Origin of the sequence: Shewanella indica (assembly GCF_033842865.1) — a bacterium.
In the GTDB taxonomy this organism is placed as follows: Bacteria; Pseudomonadota; Gammaproteobacteria; order Enterobacterales; family Shewanellaceae; genus Shewanella; species Shewanella indica.
Map to the genome: position 1 here is coordinate 1,067,683 of NZ_JAWXXR010000001.1, position 17,473 is coordinate 1,085,155.

Genomic DNA, 17,473 nt, shown 5'->3' on the forward strand with positions numbered 1-17,473 from the left:
CTTTTAACACCATTTTTAGGGCAGTGTAATATTCGATGTCAGACTTTATTGCCATATTGAGCCACAATCTGTGGCTCTTTCTTGTTCTCTGTTTTCTGTTTGCCTCTGTGATAGGCAGCTTTCTCAATGTAGTGATCCACCGCCTGCCGGTAATGATGAAGCGCGAATGGCAGCAGGAATGCAATCAATACCTGCAGGAATACCAACCCGAACTCACTAAACAGATAGGTGAAGCCAAGCTCAATGCTGCAATAGATAACTACCCGGCCAAGTACAATCTGTTACTGCCAAAGTCTGCCTGCCCCAAGTGTGGTGCTCATATCAAACCCTGGCACAACTTACCCATAATCGGCTACCTGATGCTTGGCGGTAAATGCGCCGCCTGTAAGGCCAAAATCTCGGCAAGATATCCTATGTTCGAGTTGTTGACGGCCCTACTCATTTGTACGCTCGGTTGGTATTTTGGCCCAACACTGCAGTTTGTTTACGCCACTATTCTGACCTTTGGACTGATAGCCCTCAGCGGCATAGATTTAGATGAGATGCTACTGCCTGATCAGCTTACCCTGCCGCTGCTGTGGCTCGGTTTACTGATTAATATCTCCGGCACTTTTACCAGCATTACCGATGCCACCATAGGCGCCGCAGCCGGTTATTTAAGCCTCTGGTCTATCTACTGGCTGTTCAAATTAATCACCGGCAAGGAAGGCATGGGCTATGGCGACTTCAAGCTTATGGCCTTATTTGGCGCCTGGCTGGGCTGGCAGATGCTACCACTGATAATTCTGCTCTCTTCTTTGGTGGGCGCCCTGGTAGGTGTGTTACTCATAGTGTTCAAGAACCTCAATCGGGGTAACCCCATTCCCTTTGGCCCCTATATTGCCATAGCAGGTTGGGTTGCCCTGGTGTGGGGGCAACAGATAGTTGACTGGTACTTGGGAACACTTTAAATGGCGAACTTTATTGTAGGCCTCACCGGGGGCATAGGCAGCGGTAAAACGACAGTAGCCAATCTGTTTGCCGAGCAAGGCATTGTCTTGGTTGATGCCGATATCATTGCCAGAGAAGTAGTCGCAAAAGGCTCAGATGGCCTTAAGCAAATTGGCGATAAATTTGGCCCTCAGATGCTGACACCTGAGGGCACCCTGAATAGGGCGGCGCTGAGGGAACAGATATTTCATCATCCGCAAGACAGGGAGTGGCTCAATGCCCTGTTGCATCCCATGATACGTACCCGCATGCTGGAACGGCTTGAGACGGCGACTTCTCCTTATGTCATTATGGTGGTTCCCTTACTGTTTGAGAACGGTCTGGACAAACTGGCAGATCGCACATTAGTTGTAGATATTTCACCCAAATTACAATTGCAGCGAACTATTGAACGAGACATGGTGTCTAAGGAGCAGGTTCAAAACATTATCAATAGCCAGAGCGACCGCCAGAGCCGACTCGATAAGGCCGATGATGTGATTGACAATCAGGGAGAGATCGACGCGTTACAGGCCCAGGTACTGGCGCTGCATAATAAATACTTACAGCTGGCAGACATTAAAAATTCATGAACACGACAGAACTGATATTCGAACAGCCGCTAAATGAAAAGATCCGTAGTTATCTGCGTCTGGAATATCTCGCTCGTCAATTGGATAACAACCTGCAGCAAGATCATCAACACAGATGCTTCTATCCGCTTTTCTCTCTCTGTGAACTTACCGAACGCTGTGATTACCGCAGCGAAGTCATCAAAGACATCGACCGCCAATTAATCCAGCTGCAAAACTGGCAACAGCAGGAACAAGTCGATCAACAACAGCTACAGCACTATCTTGAACAATTCTCCCATGCCAGAGAAGAGCTGCAACGCCCGCAGCGTCCAGGTAGCCAGCTGAAACAAGACAGATTTATATCGGCGCTCAGACAGAGATTCAGTATGCCTGGTGCTTGCTGTAACTTCGATCTGCCGCAGCTCCACTTTTGGCTGGCGAAACCTTGGGAAGAACGCAGCCAAGAGTATCGCCAATGGACCAACCACTTCAGGAGTTTACTGCAACCTATCAGCCTGCTGTTGCAACTAACCCGCATGAGCTGTGAGTACCGAGAGGCTGTCGCCCATGCTGGCTTTTATCAAGGCGATAGTCAACAAAGCCTGTCACTGGTTAGAGTCAAGCTTGACGCCGAACAGGGCTGCTACCCCACCATAAGTGGCCATAGGAATCGTTTTGCCATTCACTTTGTCCAGTTCGAACAGCAGAAACATTCAGACAGAACGGTCAAATTCCTACTGGCGACCTGCGGCTAAACTCTTTACCATGGGCGCCATCAGTTAGCCCGAGAGACACAAAAATGCCTATCACAGTTAAGTGCCCCACCTGTCAAAAAGAGGTGGAATGGAGCCCCGAATCCAAATTCAAGCCCTTCTGTAGCGAGCGTTGTAAACTCATAGATCTTGGAGATTGGGCCTCAGAGAAACATGCTATCCCGGTGAAGCCAGAATTTGATCAGCAGATGCTGGATGAGCTGGGTTACGATGAAGGCAATTTCTTCAAGGATCAATCATGACCAAAAGAGTTCATGTCGCAGTCGGTATTATCAAATCCGGCGAACAGATCCTACTGGCCAAGCGCCATGGGCATCTGCATCAAGGTGGAAAATGGGAGTTCCCCGGCGGTAAAGTCGAAACCGGCGAAACCGTCACCCAAGCGCTCGCCAGAGAACTCACAGAAGAAGTCGGCCTCAACATAGCAGATTCCACTCCTTTTATGTTGTTGTCTTATGACTATCCCGACAAACAAGTATTACTGGATATTCACCTGGTCACTGAATTCAGTGGTACGGCTTATGGCGTCGAGGGACAGCAAGTCGAGTGGGTACACTTGGAAAAGCTCCCGGAATACACCTTCCCGGACGCCAACCAACCTATTCTTGATAAAATCCTGACAGAGTTTTCAAACTAAGCCCTAAACCAGCCGCCTAAGCTGGCTTTTTATTATCCCTGTCTTGTCGATGCAGATGTCCCAAATCACCTCTGCAGAGGTCATCGTTGCTGGCGCAGGCTGGCATACTATGGATACGGCAATACCTTTCTCAAATCTCACTTTGATTAAGCTACCCGCCTATTCCCCAGATCTGAACCCGATGGAGCAAGTTTGGCAATGGCTCAGACAACACTGTCTTTCCAACCGAGTATTCGATTGCTACGAGCAAATTGTTGAGTAAGCATCCCGAGCCTGGAATACCTTCATTGAGAATACTGGTCGGGTGAAATCTCTGTGCTCCAGGGGCTGGATAGATCAGGGACTGGATAAATCTGACCAGATAAACCAGTCGAGCCATTCTCAACATATCCACAGCACCATCTCACATGGGGGCGAAAGACATCTGCTCATCAAGCACAGCTTGATAGATGGCTGTAGCGCGAAGCAGCTTGGCTGCGAGCTGAGGGGCACACACTGCGCCAGCAGCTTTGGGCTGCATGTCGCTGGAAACGAGACAAACAAAAGGGCCCTAGCTAAATGCTAGGGCCCTTTTGTTACTGTTTTGTCTTCACTCATTTCTTTAATAAAGAGTAAAAAGTGAAAACCAAAGTGGCGTCTGGCGATGGCCAGCTTCGAGCAAGCTCTGCGCGTTCGTTTGTCGCATCAAACTGAGTTTGATAAACACGACAACCTCACCCTACTCCAAATGGGATTGTGCCTCACTGCGTTCGGACTCTTTATCTTCCCCATGTGAGAGTGGACATATCAAAATGCTATTAAAACGAAAAATCCCCAACACAGAGTGCTGGGGATTTTTCATTTTATTGGGCGTCTGGCGATGACCTACTCTCACATGGGGAGACCCCACACTACCATCGGCGCGATTGCGTTTCACTTCTGAGTTCGGGATGGGATCAGGTGGGACCACAATGCTATTGTCACCAGACATAAAATTGTATGGAACAAATTTTAAACGCGCTTTAGCGCGGCCCGCTAGGGTCAAATACAGGGATGTATTTGATAAATTCATTCCTAAATTCAGAAAGCTGTGCTCTTTTCAGAGCTTGAGTTCAAACTTCAATCAAGTATCGACTTCTTCAAGTCCGTAAAACCCATCTGGGTTGTATGGTTAAGCCTCTCGAGTCATTAGTACAGGTTAGCTCAACGCCTCGCAACGCTTACACACCCTGCCTATCAACGTCCTGGTCTCGAACGGCTCTTCAGAGGTCTCTAGGACCTAGGGATGACTCATCTTGGGGCTCGCTTCCCGCTTAGATGCTTTCAGCGGTTATCGATTCCGAACGTAGCTACCGGGCAATGCCATTGGCATGACAACCCGAACACCAGCGGTTCGTCCACTCCGGTCCTCTCGTACTAGGAGCAGCTCCCCTCAATCATCCAACGCCCACGGCAGATAGGGACCGAACTGTCTCACGACGTTCTGAACCCAGCTCGCGTACCACTTTAAATGGCGAACAGCCATACCCTTGGGACCGACTTCAGCCCCAGGATGTGATGAGCCGACATCGAGGTGCCAAACACCGCCGTCGATATGAACTCTTGGGCGGTATCAGCCTGTTATCCCCGGAGTACCTTTTATCCGTTGAGCGATGGCCCTTCCATTCAGAACCACCGGATCACTATGACCTGCTTTCGCATCTGCTCGACGTGTCTGTCTCGCAGTTAAGCTGGCTTATGCCATTGCACTAACCGTACGATGTCCGACCGTACTTAGCCAACCTTCGTGCTCCTCCGTTACTCTTTGGGAGGAGACCGCCCCAGTCAAACTACCCACCAGGCACTGTCCCTAATCCCGATAAGGGACCAAGGTTAGAACATCAACACTACAAGGGTGGTATTTCAAGGTTGACTCCACAAGAACTGGCGTTCTCGCTTCTAAGTCTCCCACCTATCCTACACATGTAGGGTCAATGTTCAGTGCCAAGCTATAGTAAAGGTTCACGGGGTCTTTCCGTCTAGCCGCGGGTATACGGCATCTTCACCGCAATTTCAACTTCACTGAGTCTCGGCTGGAGACAGCGTGGCCATCATTACGCCATTCGTGCAGGTCGGAACTTACCCGACAAGGAATTTCGCTACCTTAGGACCGTTATAGTTACGGCCGCCGTTTACCGGGGCTTCGATCATGAGCTTCTCCGAAGATAACCCAATCAATTAACCTTCCGGCACCGGGCAGGCGTCACACCGTATACGTCATCTTGCGATTTTGCACAGTGCTGTGTTTTTGATAAACAGTTGCAGCCACCTGGTATCTGCGACTGCCAGCAGCTTACGACGCGAGGTCTTCACCGCCGGCAGCGTACCTTCTCCCGAAGTTACGGTACCATTTTGCCTAGTTCCTTCAGCCGAGTTCTCTCAAGCGCCTTGGTATTCTCTACCCGACCACCTGTGTCGGTTTGGGGTACGATTTCTACTAACCTGAAGCTTAGAAGATTTTCCTGGAAGCATGGCATCAACCACTTCATCCCCTTGGGGACTCGTCATCAGCTCTCAGTGTATGTGTGCCCGGATTTGCCTAAGCACACCACCTACTACCTTAAACGCGGACAACCAACGCCGCGCTGGCCTAGCCTTCTCCGTCTCTCCATCGCAGTTAGCAGAAGTACGGGAATATTAACCCGTTTCCCATCGACTACGCCTTTCAGCCTCGCCTTAGGGGTCGACTCACCCTGCCCCGATTAACGTTGGACAGGAACCCTTGGTCTTTCGGCGAGGGGGTTTTTCACCCCCTTTATCGTTACTCATGTCAGCATTCGCACTTCTGATACCTCCAGCGTGGGTTACCCCTTCGCCTTCAACGGCTTACAGAACGCTCCTCTACCGCATCAGCGCATCCCTCATACGACTTAAACACCCTGTTTCATCTTTCGACTCAACGTGTTGGGTGCTTGGGCGTCATTCACAAAGTGAATCACGCCAGCAAATCGCATCAGGTGATGCGCTGATACCCGTAGCTTCGGTGAATTGCTTAGCCCCGTTACATCTTCCGCGCAGGCCGACTCGACTAGTGAGCTATTACGCTTTCTTTAAATGATGGCTGCTTCTAAGCCAACATCCTAGCTGTCTAAGCCTTCCCACATCGTTTCCCACTTAGCAATTACTTTGGGACCTTAGCTGACGGTCTGGGTTGTTTCCCTTTTGACGACGGACGTTAGCACCCGCCGTCTGTCTCCCGGATAGCACTCTTTGGTATTCGGAGTTTGCAAAGGGTTGGTAAGTCGGGATGACCCCCTAGCCTTAACAGTGCTCTACCCCCAAAGGTGTTCGTCCGAGGCGCTACCTAAATAGCTTTCGAGGAGAACCAGATATCTCCCGGTTTGATTGGCCTTTCACCCCCAGCCACAAGTCATCCGCTAATTTTTCAACATTAGTCGGTTCGGTCCTCCAGTTGATGTTACTCAACCTTCAACCTGCCCATGGCTAGATCACCGGGTTTCGGGTCTACACCTAGCAACTAAACGCGCAGTTAACACTCGGTTTCCCTACGGCTCCGCTATTCGCTTAACCTCGCTACTAAATGTAAGTCGCTGACCCATTATACAAAAGGTACGCAGTCACGGTCTCAAGAACCGCTTCCACTGCTTGTACGTATACGGTTTCAGGTTCTATTTCACTCCCCTCACAGGGGTTCTTTTCGCCTTTCCCTCACGGTACTGGTTCACTATCGGTCAGTCAGGAGTATTTAGCCTTGGAGGATGGTCCCCCCATATTCAGACAACATGTCACGTGTGCCGCCTTACTCGATTTCATCTCTGGTTAGTTTACATGTACGGGGCTATCACCCTGTGCCGCTGTGCTTTCCAACACATTCCACTAACACCCCAAAGACTTAAGGGCTAATCCCCGTTCGCTCGCCGCTACTTGGGGAATCTCGGTTGATTTCTTTTCCTGAGGGTACTTAGATGTTTCAGTTCCCCTCGTTCGCCTCAATACGCTATGTATTCACGTATTGATGACAGCTTATGCTGCCGGGTTTCCCCATTCGGACATCGCTGGCTCAAATGCTTGTTACTAGCTCACCAACGCTTTTCGCAAGTTACTACGTCCTTCATCGCCTCTGACTGCCAAGGCATCCACCGTATACGCTTGGTCGCTTAACCATACAACCCGGATGAGTTTTCATCGGTTTGTATTGCAACCAGCTTAGGTTTACTTGTCTCACCTCCGGGTTAAGGAAGTGGACTCGCCTTGAAGAATTTCCAAAACACTTGATTGAAGTGTTTGAGAACTCAATTTGTATTCATCAATTCCAACTCCTAAGAGTCGTCTTGATGTCTACTATCAGCTTTCCAAATTGTTAAAGAACTCATTGACCTACCAGGGTCAACGGCCTGCTCTATGAACAAGCAATCTGTGTGAACACTCAACAAACACCAATTATCGCTTAGGTAAGGAGGTGATCCAGCCCCAGGTTCCCCTAGGGCTACCTTGTTACGACTTCACCCCAGTCATGAACCACACCGTGGTAAACGCCCTCCCGAAGGTTAAGCTATCTACTTCTGGTGCAGCCCACTCCCATGGTGTGACGGGCGGTGTGTACAAGGCCCGGGAACGTATTCACCGTGGCATTCTGATCCACGATTACTAGCGATTCCGACTTCATGGAGTCGAGTTGCAGACTCCAATCCGGACTACGACCGGCTTTATGAGATTAGCTCCACCTCGCGGCTTCGCAACCCTCTGTACCGACCATTGTAGCACGTGTGTAGCCCTACTCGTAAGGGCCATGATGACTTGACGTCGTCCCCACCTTCCTCCGGTTTATCACCGGCAGTCTCCCTAAAGTTCCCGGCATTACCCGCTGGCAAGTAAGGATAGGGGTTGCGCTCGTTGCGGGACTTAACCCAACATTTCACAACACGAGCTGACGACAGCCATGCAGCACCTGTCTCAGAGTTCCCGAAGGCACCAATCCATCTCTGGAAAGTTCTCTGGATGTCAAGAGTAGGTAAGGTTCTTCGCGTTGCATCGAATTAAACCACATGCTCCACCGCTTGTGCGGGCCCCCGTCAATTCATTTGAGTTTTAACCTTGCGGCCGTACTCCCCAGGCGGTCTACTTAATGCGTTAGCTTGAGAGCCCAGTGTTCAAGACACCAAACTCCGAGTAGACATCGTTTACGGCGTGGACTACCAGGGTATCTAATCCTGTTTGCTCCCCACGCTTTCGTGCCTGAGCGTCAGTCTTTGTCCAGGGGGCCGCCTTCGCCACCGGTATTCCTCCAGATCTCTACGCATTTCACCGCTACACCTGGAATTCTACCCCCCTCTACAAGACTCTAGTTTGCCAGTTCGAAATGCGGTTCCCAGGTTGAGCCCGGGGCTTTCACATCTCGCTTAACAAACCGCCTGCGCACGCTTTACGCCCAGTAATTCCGATTAACGCTCGCACCCTCCGTATTACCGCGGCTGCTGGCACGGAGTTAGCCGGTGCTTCTTCTGCGAGTAACGTCACAGATGTAAGGTATTAACTTACACCCTTTCCTCCTCGCTGAAAGTGCTTTACAACCCGAAGGCCTTCTTCACACACGCGGCATGGCTGCATCAGGGTTTCCCCCATTGTGCAATATTCCCCACTGCTGCCTCCCGTAGGAGTCTGGGCCGTGTCTCAGTCCCAGTGTGGCTGATCATCCTCTCAGACCAGCTAGGGATCGTTGCCTAGGTGAGCCATTACCTCACCTACTAGCTAATCCCACCTGGGCTTATCCATCAGCGCAAGGCCCGAAGGTCCCCTGCTTTCCCCCGTAGGGCGTATGCGGTATTAGCAGTCGTTTCCAACTGTTATCCCCCACAAATGGGCAAATTCCCAGGCATTACTCACCCGTCCGCCGCTCGTCATCTTCAAAAGCAAGCTTTTGAAATGTTACCGCTCGACTTGCATGTGTTAGGCCTGCCGCCAGCGTTCAATCTGAGCCATGATCAAACTCTTCAATTAAAGTTTTGGTTGAACCCGAAGGTTCTGCTCAATGAATTCTGTTCGTATGAACACTCTTCATCGAGTTAAATCGTTTTGTCGATTTCTCAATGCCTGTGAGTGTCCACACAGATTTGCTTGTTTATCTTGTTAAAGAGCAATCCCTTAGACGCTGTGGCCATCGGGTCAGGGCTGCGTATTCTACGCTTTCCTGCTGCGGCGTCAAGAGGTATTTACCATCTTTTTTCGCCTGTCGTTGAAAGGACTCAAGAGCCTCTTTTCTTCGACCCTGTCACGTCTTTCGCGTTGCCGCTGTGCCGTGTCAGTGGGAGCGCATTATAGGGAGCCTGAACTTTTGTGCAAGGGCTTTTTAAAAGAAAAAACCACTTTATTGACTGACTGTAGAAACCCCGCTCAACCACACAGCTTACCTACCCATTAACCACAGACTTATCCACAAACTGAGTTGTATAAGCAATTCTGCTAGTCAGACTCAGGAGAAAGATTCATCCCATGTAATACACCTCATTAGCCATGAAACCAGTCAGAAATAATTGAGATTCAGCATAATTGCTGAAATGTTTTCTCATCCCGTACAGGGTTGTGCCTAAATTCATAGCCTAGAAACAAGAATCCCCAAGTTTAGCTGCACGGCTCAGCGACTTTGAGTACCCGGCATCTTCATACATGCCGATGATAAAATAACTGCGCCAACTAACTTAGCAATCACATAGCTATATTTTTAGTCTGGGGCAACTTAGAGCATTAGTGAATAGCTATAGATAAACGATTAATACCTACCACTCTTCATTAGCTCAGTTGCGGCCGCTGCATTTATCAAGAATACGCACGGACAACTATGTCCTTAACAGCCCTGCTGGGTGCGAGTCGAACTAGTGTTAATACTTGGGTCGCAAATTACCTGGCTGATGGGCTCAATGGTTTGCTTGATAAACCTAAACCCGGACAACCCAATCAACTCTCTCATCAATTAGAGCAACTTAAAAAGTTTATCGAGAAAAATGCCATCAAGCAGGATGGTGGACGCTTAATAGCTGAAGATATCAGAGTTTATATCGGTAACGACCTGCATGTGAGCTATAGCTTGACCAATGTGTACCGCTTACTCCATGCGCTTGATTTCAGTCTCATCCCGGGTCATCTTCCACTTGAGCGTGTGGATGTGTGGTTCCAAGACGAAGCCAGATTTGGCCAAAACGACAAGACTTTGGGCAAAACGGAGTAGCCGCCCCCGTGCCGTCGAACAGCAGCAATTTGATTATGGGTATCTGTTTGGGGCAGTCTGCCCAAGTAACGGTAAAACGGAAGCATTGATTACGCCCTTGGTCAACAAAGATGCCATGATGCTTCACCTTGACTCACTTTGATTAAGTTGCCCACTTATTCCCCAGAGCTGAACCCAATGGAGCAAGTTTGGCAATGGCTCAGACAACACTGTCTTTCCAACCGAGTATTCGATTGCTACGGGTAAATTGTTGAGCAAGTATCCCGAGCCTGGAATACCTTCATTGAGGATACTGGTCGGGTGAAATCTCTGTGCTCCAGGGACTGGATAAATCTGACCAGATAAACCAGTCGAGCCATTCTCAACATATCCACAGCACCATCTCACATGAGGCGAAAGACATCTGCTCATCAAGCACAGCTTGATAGATGGCTGTAGCGCGAAGCAGCTTGGCTGCGAGCTGAGGGGCACACACTGCGCCAGCAGCTTTGGGCTGCATGTTAAGTCGTGCTCGCTGGAAGCGAGACAAACAAAAAAGCCCTAGCATTTAGCCAGGGCTTTTTTGTTTGTCTCCACTTTTTAAAAAAGTGAAAATAAAATTGGGCGTCTGGCGATGGCCAGCTTCGAGCAAGCTCTGCGCGTTCGTCTGTCGCATCAAACTGAGTTTGATAAACGCGACAACCTCACCCTACTCCACATGGGATTGTGCCTCACTGCGTTCGGACTCTTTATCTTCCCCATGTGAGAGTGGACATATCAAAATGCTATTAAAACGAAAAATCCCCAACACAGAGTGCTGGGGATTTTCATTTTATTGGGCGTCTGGCGATGACCTACTCTCACATGGGGAGACCCCACACTACCATCGGCGCGATTGCGTTTCACTTCTGAGTTCGGGATGGGATCAGGTGGGACCACAATGCTATTGTCACCAGACAAATTTTGTTGCTGCTATTTAGTGCCTAGCAGCTGAATATGGTGCTGATACCCAGAATCGAACTGGGGACCTCATCCTTACCAAGGATGCGCTCTACCGACTGAGCCATATCAGCAAATTCAACTTTGATTTCACTTTATCTAAAGTGAAAATCATAAATTGGGCGTCTGGCGATGACCTACTCTCACATGGGGAGACCCCACACTACCATCGGCGCGATTGCGTTTCACTTCTGAGTTCGGGATGGGATCAGGTGGGACCACAATGCTATTGTCACCAGACATATTCTTACTGGTTAATTGTCCGTCTGACGGTATTGTTTCCTCGCTATACTGCTCATGTACTTCAGTACACTGCGCGGCTCGCTCGTCACGGCTTTATCAGCCAAACAATTACCTGCGTTATTAACCTTTGTTCTTCAATTCAGAAAGCTGTTGCTTTGAAATATGGTGGTCGCTACTGGGATCGAACCAGTGACCCCCTCCTTGTAAGGGAGGTGCTCTCCCGGCTGAGCTAAGCGACCGGTATTCTTGGCTGTGCTCTTTTCAGAGCTTGAGTTCAAACTTCAATCAAGTATCTAACTTCTTCAAGTCCGTAAAACCCATCTGGGTTGTATGGTTAAGCCTCTCGAGTCATTAGTACAGGTTAGCTCAACGCCTCGCAACGCTTACACACCCTGCCTATCAACGTCCTGGTCTCGAACGGCTCTTTAGAGGTCTCTAGGACCTAGGGATGACTCATCTTGGGGCTCGCTTCCCGCTTAGATGCTTTCAGCGGTTATCGATTCCGAACGTAGCTACCGGGCAATGCCATTGGCATGACAACCCGAACACCAGCGGTTCGTCCACTCCGGTCCTCTCGTACTAGGAGCAGCTCCCCTCAATCATCCAACGCCCACGGCAGATAGGGACCGAACTGTCTCACGACGTTCTGAACCCAGCTCGCGTACCACTTTAAATGGCGAACAGCCATACCCTTGGGACCGACTTCAGCCCCAGGATGTGATGAGCCGACATCGAGGTGCCAAACACCGCCGTCGATATGAACTCTTGGGCGGTATCAGCCTGTTATCCCCGGAGTACCTTTTATCCGTTGAGCGATGGCCCTTCCATTCAGAACCACCGGATCACTATGACCTGCTTTCGCATCTGCTCGACGTGTCTGTCTCGCAGTTAAGCTGGCTTATGCCATTGCACTAACCGTACGATGTCCGACCGTACTTAGCCAACCTTCGTGCTCCTCCGTTACTCTTTGGGAGGAGACCGCCCCAGTCAAACTACCCACCAGGCACTGTCCCTAATCCCGATAAGGGACCAAGGTTAGAACATCAACACTACAAGGGTGGTATTTCAAGGTTGACTCCACAAGAACTGGCGTTCTCGCTTCAAAGTCTCCCACCTATCCTACACATGTAGGGTCAATGTTCAGTGCCAAGCTATAGTAAAGGTTCACGGGGTCTTTCCGTCTAGCCGCGGGTATACGGCATCTTCACCGCAATTTCAACTTCACTGAGTCTCGGCTGGAGACAGCGTGGCCATCATTACGCCATTCGTGCAGGTCGGAACTTACCCGACAAGGAATTTCGCTACCTTAGGACCGTTATAGTTACGGCCGCCGTTTACCGGGGCTTCGATCATGAGCTTCTCCGAAGATAACCCAATCAATTAACCTTCCGGCACCGGGCAGGCGTCACACCGTATACGTCATCTTGCGATTTTGCACAGTGCTGTGTTTTTGATAAACAGTTGCAGCCACCTGGTATCTGCGACTGCCAGCAGCTTACGACGCGAGGTCTTCACCGCCGGCAGCGTACCTTCTCCCGAAGTTACGGTACCATTTTGCCTAGTTCCTTCAGCCGAGTTCTCTCAAGCGCCTTGGTATTCTCTACCCGACCACCTGTGTCGGTTTGGGGTACGATTTCTACTAACCTGAAGCTTAGAAGATTTTCCTGGAAGCATGGCATCAACCACTTCATCCCCTTGGGGACTCGTCGTCAGCTCTCAGTGTATGTGTGCCCGGATTTGCCTAAGCACACCACCTACTACCTTAAACGCGGACAACCAACGCCGCGCTGGCCTAGCCTTCTCCGTCTCTCCATCGCAGTTAGCAGAAGTACGGGAATATTAACCCGTTTCCCATCGACTACGCCTTTCAGCCTCGCCTTAGGGGTCGACTCACCCTGCCCCGATTAACGTTGGACAGGAACCCTTGGTCTTTCGGCGAGGGGGTTTTTCACCCCCTTTATCGTTACTCATGTCAGCATTCGCACTTCTGATACCTCCAGCGTGGGTTACCCCTTCGCCTTCAACGGCTTACAGAACGCTCCTCTACCGCACTGATGCAAGCATCAGTACCCGTAGCTTCGGTGAATTGCTTAGCCCCGTTACATCTTCCGCGCAGGCCGACTCGACTAGTGAGCTATTACGCTTTCTTTAAATGATGGCTGCTTCTAAGCCAACATCCTAGCTGTCTAAGCCTTCCCACATCGTTTCCCACTTAGCAATTACTTTGGGACCTTAGCTGACGGTCTGGGTTGTTTCCCTTTTGACGACGGACGTTAGCACCCGCCGTCTGTCTCCCGGATAGCACTCTTTGGTATTCGGAGTTTGCAAAGGGTTGGTAAGTCGGGATGACCCCCTAGCCTTAACAGTGCTCTACCCCCAAAGGTGTTCGTCCGAGGCGCTACCTAAATAGCTTTCGAGGAGAACCAGATATCTCCCGGTTTGATTGGCCTTTCACCCCCAGCCACAAGTCATCCGCTAATTTTTCAACATTAGTCGGTTCGGTCCTCCAGTTGATGTTACTCAACCTTCAACCTGCCCATGGCTAGATCACCGGGTTTCGGGTCTACACCTAGCAACTAAACGCGCAGTTAACACTCGGTTTCCCTACGGCTCCGCTATTCGCTTAACCTCGCTACTAAATGTAAGTCGCTGACCCATTATACAAAAGGTACGCAGTCACGGTCTCAAGTACCGCTTCCACTGCTTGTACGTATACGGTTTCAGGTTCTATTTCACTCCCCTCACAGGGGTTCTTTTCGCCTTTCCCTCACGGTACTGGTTCACTATCGGTCAGTCAGGAGTATTTAGCCTTGGAGGATGGTCCCCCCATATTCAGACAACATGTCACGTGTGCCGCCTTACTCGTTTTCATCTCTGGTTAGTTTACATGTACGGGGCTATCACCCTGTGCCGCTGTGCTTTCCAACACATTCCACTAACACCCCAAAGACTTAAGGGCTAATCCCCGTTCGCTCGCCGCTACTTGGGGAATCTCGGTTGATTTCTTTTCCTGAGGGTACTTAGATGTTTCAGTTCCCCTCGTTCGCCTCAATACGCTATGTATTCACGTATTGATGACACCTTATGGTGCCGGGTTTCCCCATTCGGACATCGCTGGCTCAAATGCTTGTTACTAGCTCACCAACGCTTTTCGCAAGTTACTACGTCCTTCATCGCCTCTGACTGCCAAGGCATCCACCGTATACGCTTGGTCGCTTAACCATACAACCCGGATGAGTTTTCATCTCGCTTGTCAGTACTCATGTTGTCGTTATTGTGCTTTTCATTCGTCACTCATGTAGCGCTGCTACACTCCTTCCTCACTCAAATCACCGCTTAGACACCATGTCGCCTGACTGCGCTACCTTATCGGTAACATAGCGGAAAACACGGGTTGTATTGCAACCAGCTTAGGTTTACTTGTCTCACCTCCGGGTTAAGGAAGTGGACTCGCCTTGAAGAATTTCCAAAACACTTGATTGAAGTGTTTGAGAACTCAATTTGTATTCATCAATTCCAACTCCTAAGAGTCGTCTTGATGTCTACTATCAGCTTTCCAAATTGTTAAAGAGCGGGCTTAAAAAAGCCAAAGATAAATACTGACTTATCTTTGGCGTCTCTCGTCCTTTGTAGAGTGACGGTTCCAGCACTTCCAAGGGAAGTGGTGGAGCTATGCGGGATCGAACCGCAGACCTCCTGCGTGCAAGGCAGGCGCTCTCCCAGCTGAGCTATAGCCCCGTTTTCTTTGCGTTTCTTGTTACCGATTTTGTTGTTAGCTTTCGCCTCAAACTCGATAAAAAGCTCTCGCAAACAGTCTTGAACACCGTTCTGTTCATTCCTTCGACACTAATCAAGGCAGACAGGGAGGAAGTTTACTGGAGTAAACGACGACCTGTTTAACGCAGAATAGCGGAAGAATTGGTGGGTCTGAGTAGACTCGAACTACCGACCTCTCGCTTATCAGGCGAACGCTCTAACCACCTGAGCTACAGACCCCCATGCTCTACTTCTTTTATCAAGCAATCTGTGTGAACACTCAAAAGGTACACGGATGTACCGAATGTCGAAAATGCAGGAGCAATTTTCGACCAAGCACCAATTATCGCTTAGGTAAGGAGGTGATCCAGCCCCAGGTTCCCCTAGGGCTACCTTGTTACGACTTCACCCCAGTCATGAACCACACCGTGGTAAACGCCCTCCCGAAGGTTAAGCTATCTACTTCTGGTGCAGCCCACTCCCATGGTGTGACGGGCGGTGTGTACAAGGCCCGGGAACGTATTCACCGTGGCATTCTGATCCACGATTACTAGCGATTCCGACTTCATGGAGTCGAGTTGCAGACTCCAATCCGGACTACGACCGGCTTTATGAGATTAGCTCCACCTCGCGGCTTCGCAACCCTCTGTACCGACCATTGTAGCACGTGTGTAGCCCTACTCGTAAGGGCCATGATGACTTGACGTCGTCCCCACCTTCCTCCGGTTTATCACCGGCAGTCTCCCTAAAGTTCCCGGCATTACCCGCTGGCAAGTAAGGATAGGGGTTGCGCTCGTTGCGGGACTTAACCCAACATTTCACAACACGAGCTGACGACAGCCATGCAGCACCTGTCTCAGAGTTCCCGAAGGCACCAATCCATCTCTGGAAAGTTCTCTGGATGTCAAGAGTAGGTAAGGTTCTTCGCGTTGCATCGAATTAAACCACATGCTCCACCGCTTGTGCGGGCCCCCGTCAATTCATTTGAGTTTTAACCTTGCGGCCGTACTCCCCAGGCGGTCTACTTAATGCGTTAGCTTGAGAGCCCAGTGTTCAAGACACCAAACTCCGAGTAGACATCGTTTACGGCGTGGACTACCAGGGTATCTAATCCTGTTTGCTCCCCACGCTTTCGTGCCTGAGCGTCAGTCTTTGTCCAGGGGGCCGCCTTCGCCACCGGTATTCCTCCAGATCTCTACGCATTTCACCGCTACACCTGGAATTCTACCCCCCTCTACAAGACTCTAGTTTGCCAGTTCGAAATGCGGTTCCCAGGTTGAGCCCGGGGCTTTCACATCTCGCTTAACAAACCGCCTGCGCACGCTTTACGCCCAGTAATTCCGATTAACGCTCGCACCCTCCGTATTACCGCGGCTGCTGGCACGGAGTTAGCCGGTGCTTCTTCTGCGAGTAACGTCACAGATGTAAGGTATTAACTTACACCCTTTCCTCCTCGCTGAAAGTGCTTTACAACCCGAAGGCCTTCTTCACACACGCGGCATGGCTGCATCAGGGTTTCCCCCATTGTGCAATATTCCCCACTGCTGCCTCCCGTAGGAGTCTGGGCCGTGTCTCAGTCCCAGTGTGGCTGATCATCCTCTCAGACCAGCTAGGGATCGTTGCCTAGGTGAGCCATTACCTCACCTACTAGCTAATCCCACCTGGGCTTATCCATCAGCGCAAGGCCCGAAGGTCCCCTGCTTTCCCCCGTAGGGCGTATGCGGTATTAGCAGTCGTTTCCAACTGTTATCCCCCACAAATGGGCAAATTCCCAGGCATTACTCACCCGTCCGCCGCTCGTCATCTTCAAAAGCAAGCTTTTGAAATGTTACCGCTCGACTTGCATGTGTTAGGCCTGCCGCCAGCGTTCAATCTGAGCCATGATCAAACTCTTCAATTAAAGTTTTGGTTGATTCCGAAGAATCGACTCAATGAATTCTGTTCGTATGAACACTCTTCATCGAGTTAAATCGTTTTGTCGATTTCTCAATGCCTGTGAGTGTCCACACAGATTGCTTGATAGATTGTTAAAGAGCAGTACCGCGATGATTCTCATCGGGTCAGGGCTGCGTATTCTACAGAACCCTTTTTCAGCGTCAAGCCCTTTTTTATCTGGTTTCGAGCGAGTGATGATTTTATCTTCACACCGTTGAAACCAAGGCTTGTTGCCGCGTTACCAACTTTGAATTTGAACAGATATTTGTTCTCGTTCGCCGTGTCAGTGGGTGCGCATTATAGGGGGCCAAAACTTTTGCGCAAGGGCTTTTTTCAGCATTTTGCGATCTTTTTTGAGGCTCCAGGGTTAGCCACACGTTAAACACTTTTTACCCCCAGAGTTATC

The 17,473-nt window shown here is 50.1% G+C and carries 5 protein-coding genes, 4 tRNA genes, 7 rRNA genes and 3 pseudogenes; 8 read left to right on the top strand and 11 right to left on the bottom strand.

Annotated features, from left to right (window positions below; all coding sequences use genetic code 11):
• Positions 1-35 precede the first annotated feature (35 nt).
• The 6 genes and pseudogenes from SIL79_RS04865 to SIL79_RS04890 all read left to right on the top strand — a co-directional run.
• On the top strand, positions 36-950 hold the full coding sequence (locus SIL79_RS04865; protein WP_071476771.1) for a prepilin peptidase: 915 nt from the start codon (positions 36-38) through the stop codon (positions 948-950).
• A complete protein-coding gene (coaE, locus tag SIL79_RS04870) occupies positions 951-1,562 on the top strand; it encodes a dephospho-CoA kinase (protein ID WP_144361859.1) in 612 nt (203 codons plus the stop codon).
• Entirely contained in the window at positions 1,559-2,299 is a 741-nt protein-coding gene (gene zapD / locus SIL79_RS04875; RefSeq protein ID WP_071476769.1) for a cell division protein ZapD, read from the top strand. The genes coaE and zapD overlap by 4 nt, the downstream gene beginning before the upstream one ends.
• A gap of 44 nt (positions 2,300-2,343) precedes the next feature.
• Positions 2,344-2,559, top strand: coding sequence for a DNA gyrase inhibitor YacG (gene yacG / locus SIL79_RS04880; RefSeq protein WP_039033599.1), 216 nt, complete (start codon positions 2,344-2,346; stop codon positions 2,557-2,559).
• Positions 2,556-2,954 carry an 8-oxo-dGTP diphosphatase MutT gene (gene mutT, locus SIL79_RS04885; RefSeq protein ID WP_039033600.1) on the top strand — a complete coding sequence of 133 codons (399 nt, stop codon included), beginning with the start codon at positions 2,556-2,558 and terminating at the stop codon, positions 2,952-2,954. Before yacG ends, mutT begins: the two co-directional genes overlap by 4 nt.
• 73 nt (positions 2,955-3,027) lie before the next feature.
• Positions 3,028-3,285, top strand: a pseudogene (locus SIL79_RS04890) (transposase); the annotation flags it as partial.
• Positions 3,286-3,805: 520 nt separating this feature from the next.
• On the opposite strand, the gene rrf (SIL79_RS04895) reads toward SIL79_RS04890, so the two are convergent.
• The 3 genes from rrf (SIL79_RS04895) to SIL79_RS04905 form a co-directional block, all read right to left on the bottom strand.
• Positions 3,806-3,921 (bottom strand): 5S ribosomal RNA (rrf, locus tag SIL79_RS04895).
• Between the two features lie 179 nt (positions 3,922-4,100).
• A 23S ribosomal RNA gene (locus SIL79_RS04900) occupies positions 4,101-7,096 on the bottom strand.
• Between the two features lie 289 nt (positions 7,097-7,385).
• A 16S ribosomal RNA gene (locus tag SIL79_RS04905) occupies positions 7,386-8,930 on the bottom strand.
• Together the 16S, 23S and 5S rRNA genes form the textbook arrangement of a ribosomal RNA operon.
• 838 nt (positions 8,931-9,768) lie before the next feature.
• Here SIL79_RS04905 and SIL79_RS04910 point away from each other — a divergent pair.
• Both SIL79_RS04910 and SIL79_RS20660 read left to right on the top strand, forming a co-directional pair.
• Positions 9,769-10,026: pseudogene (locus SIL79_RS04910) on the top strand (helix-turn-helix domain-containing protein); the annotation flags it as partial.
• Positions 10,027-10,062: 36 nt separating this feature from the next.
• Positions 10,063-10,500: pseudogene (locus tag SIL79_RS20660) on the top strand (transposase); the annotation flags it as partial.
• Between the two features lie 475 nt (positions 10,501-10,975).
• Here SIL79_RS20660 and rrf (SIL79_RS04915) read toward each other — a convergent pair.
• From rrf (SIL79_RS04915) to SIL79_RS04950, 8 genes are all read right to left on the bottom strand, one after another.
• Positions 10,976-11,091: ribosomal RNA gene (rrf, locus tag SIL79_RS04915) — 5S ribosomal RNA — on the bottom strand.
• Between the two features lie 40 nt (positions 11,092-11,131).
• A tRNA-Thr gene (locus SIL79_RS04920) sits at positions 11,132-11,207 on the bottom strand.
• Between the two features lie 50 nt (positions 11,208-11,257).
• Positions 11,258-11,373 (bottom strand): 5S ribosomal RNA (gene rrf, locus SIL79_RS04925).
• Positions 11,374-11,539: 166 nt separating this feature from the next.
• A tRNA-Val gene (locus SIL79_RS04930) sits at positions 11,540-11,615 on the bottom strand.
• Between the two features lie 91 nt (positions 11,616-11,706).
• Positions 11,707-14,598, bottom strand: a 23S ribosomal RNA gene (locus tag SIL79_RS04935).
• A gap of 440 nt (positions 14,599-15,038) precedes the next feature.
• Positions 15,039-15,114: transfer RNA gene (locus SIL79_RS04940), tRNA-Ala, on the bottom strand.
• Positions 15,115-15,295: 181 nt separating this feature from the next.
• Positions 15,296-15,372 (bottom strand) — tRNA-Ile (locus SIL79_RS04945).
• 115 nt (positions 15,373-15,487) lie between these two features.
• Positions 15,488-17,032: ribosomal RNA gene (locus tag SIL79_RS04950) — 16S ribosomal RNA — on the bottom strand.
• Positions 17,033-17,473: the final 441 nt, after the last annotated feature.

Coding starts and splice junctions, on each gene's coding strand:
- SIL79_RS04865 (WP_071476771.1), top strand. CDS start 36: ATGTCAGACTTTATTGCCATATTGAGCCACAATCTGTGGCTCTTTCTT.
- coaE (WP_144361859.1), top strand. CDS start 951: ATGGCGAACTTTATTGTAGGCCTCACCGGGGGCATAGGCAGCGGTAAA.
- zapD (WP_071476769.1), top strand. CDS start 1,559: ATGAACACGACAGAACTGATATTCGAACAGCCGCTAAATGAAAAGATC.
- yacG (WP_039033599.1), top strand. CDS start 2,344: ATGCCTATCACAGTTAAGTGCCCCACCTGTCAAAAAGAGGTGGAATGG.
- mutT (WP_039033600.1), top strand. CDS start 2,556: ATGACCAAAAGAGTTCATGTCGCAGTCGGTATTATCAAATCCGGCGAA.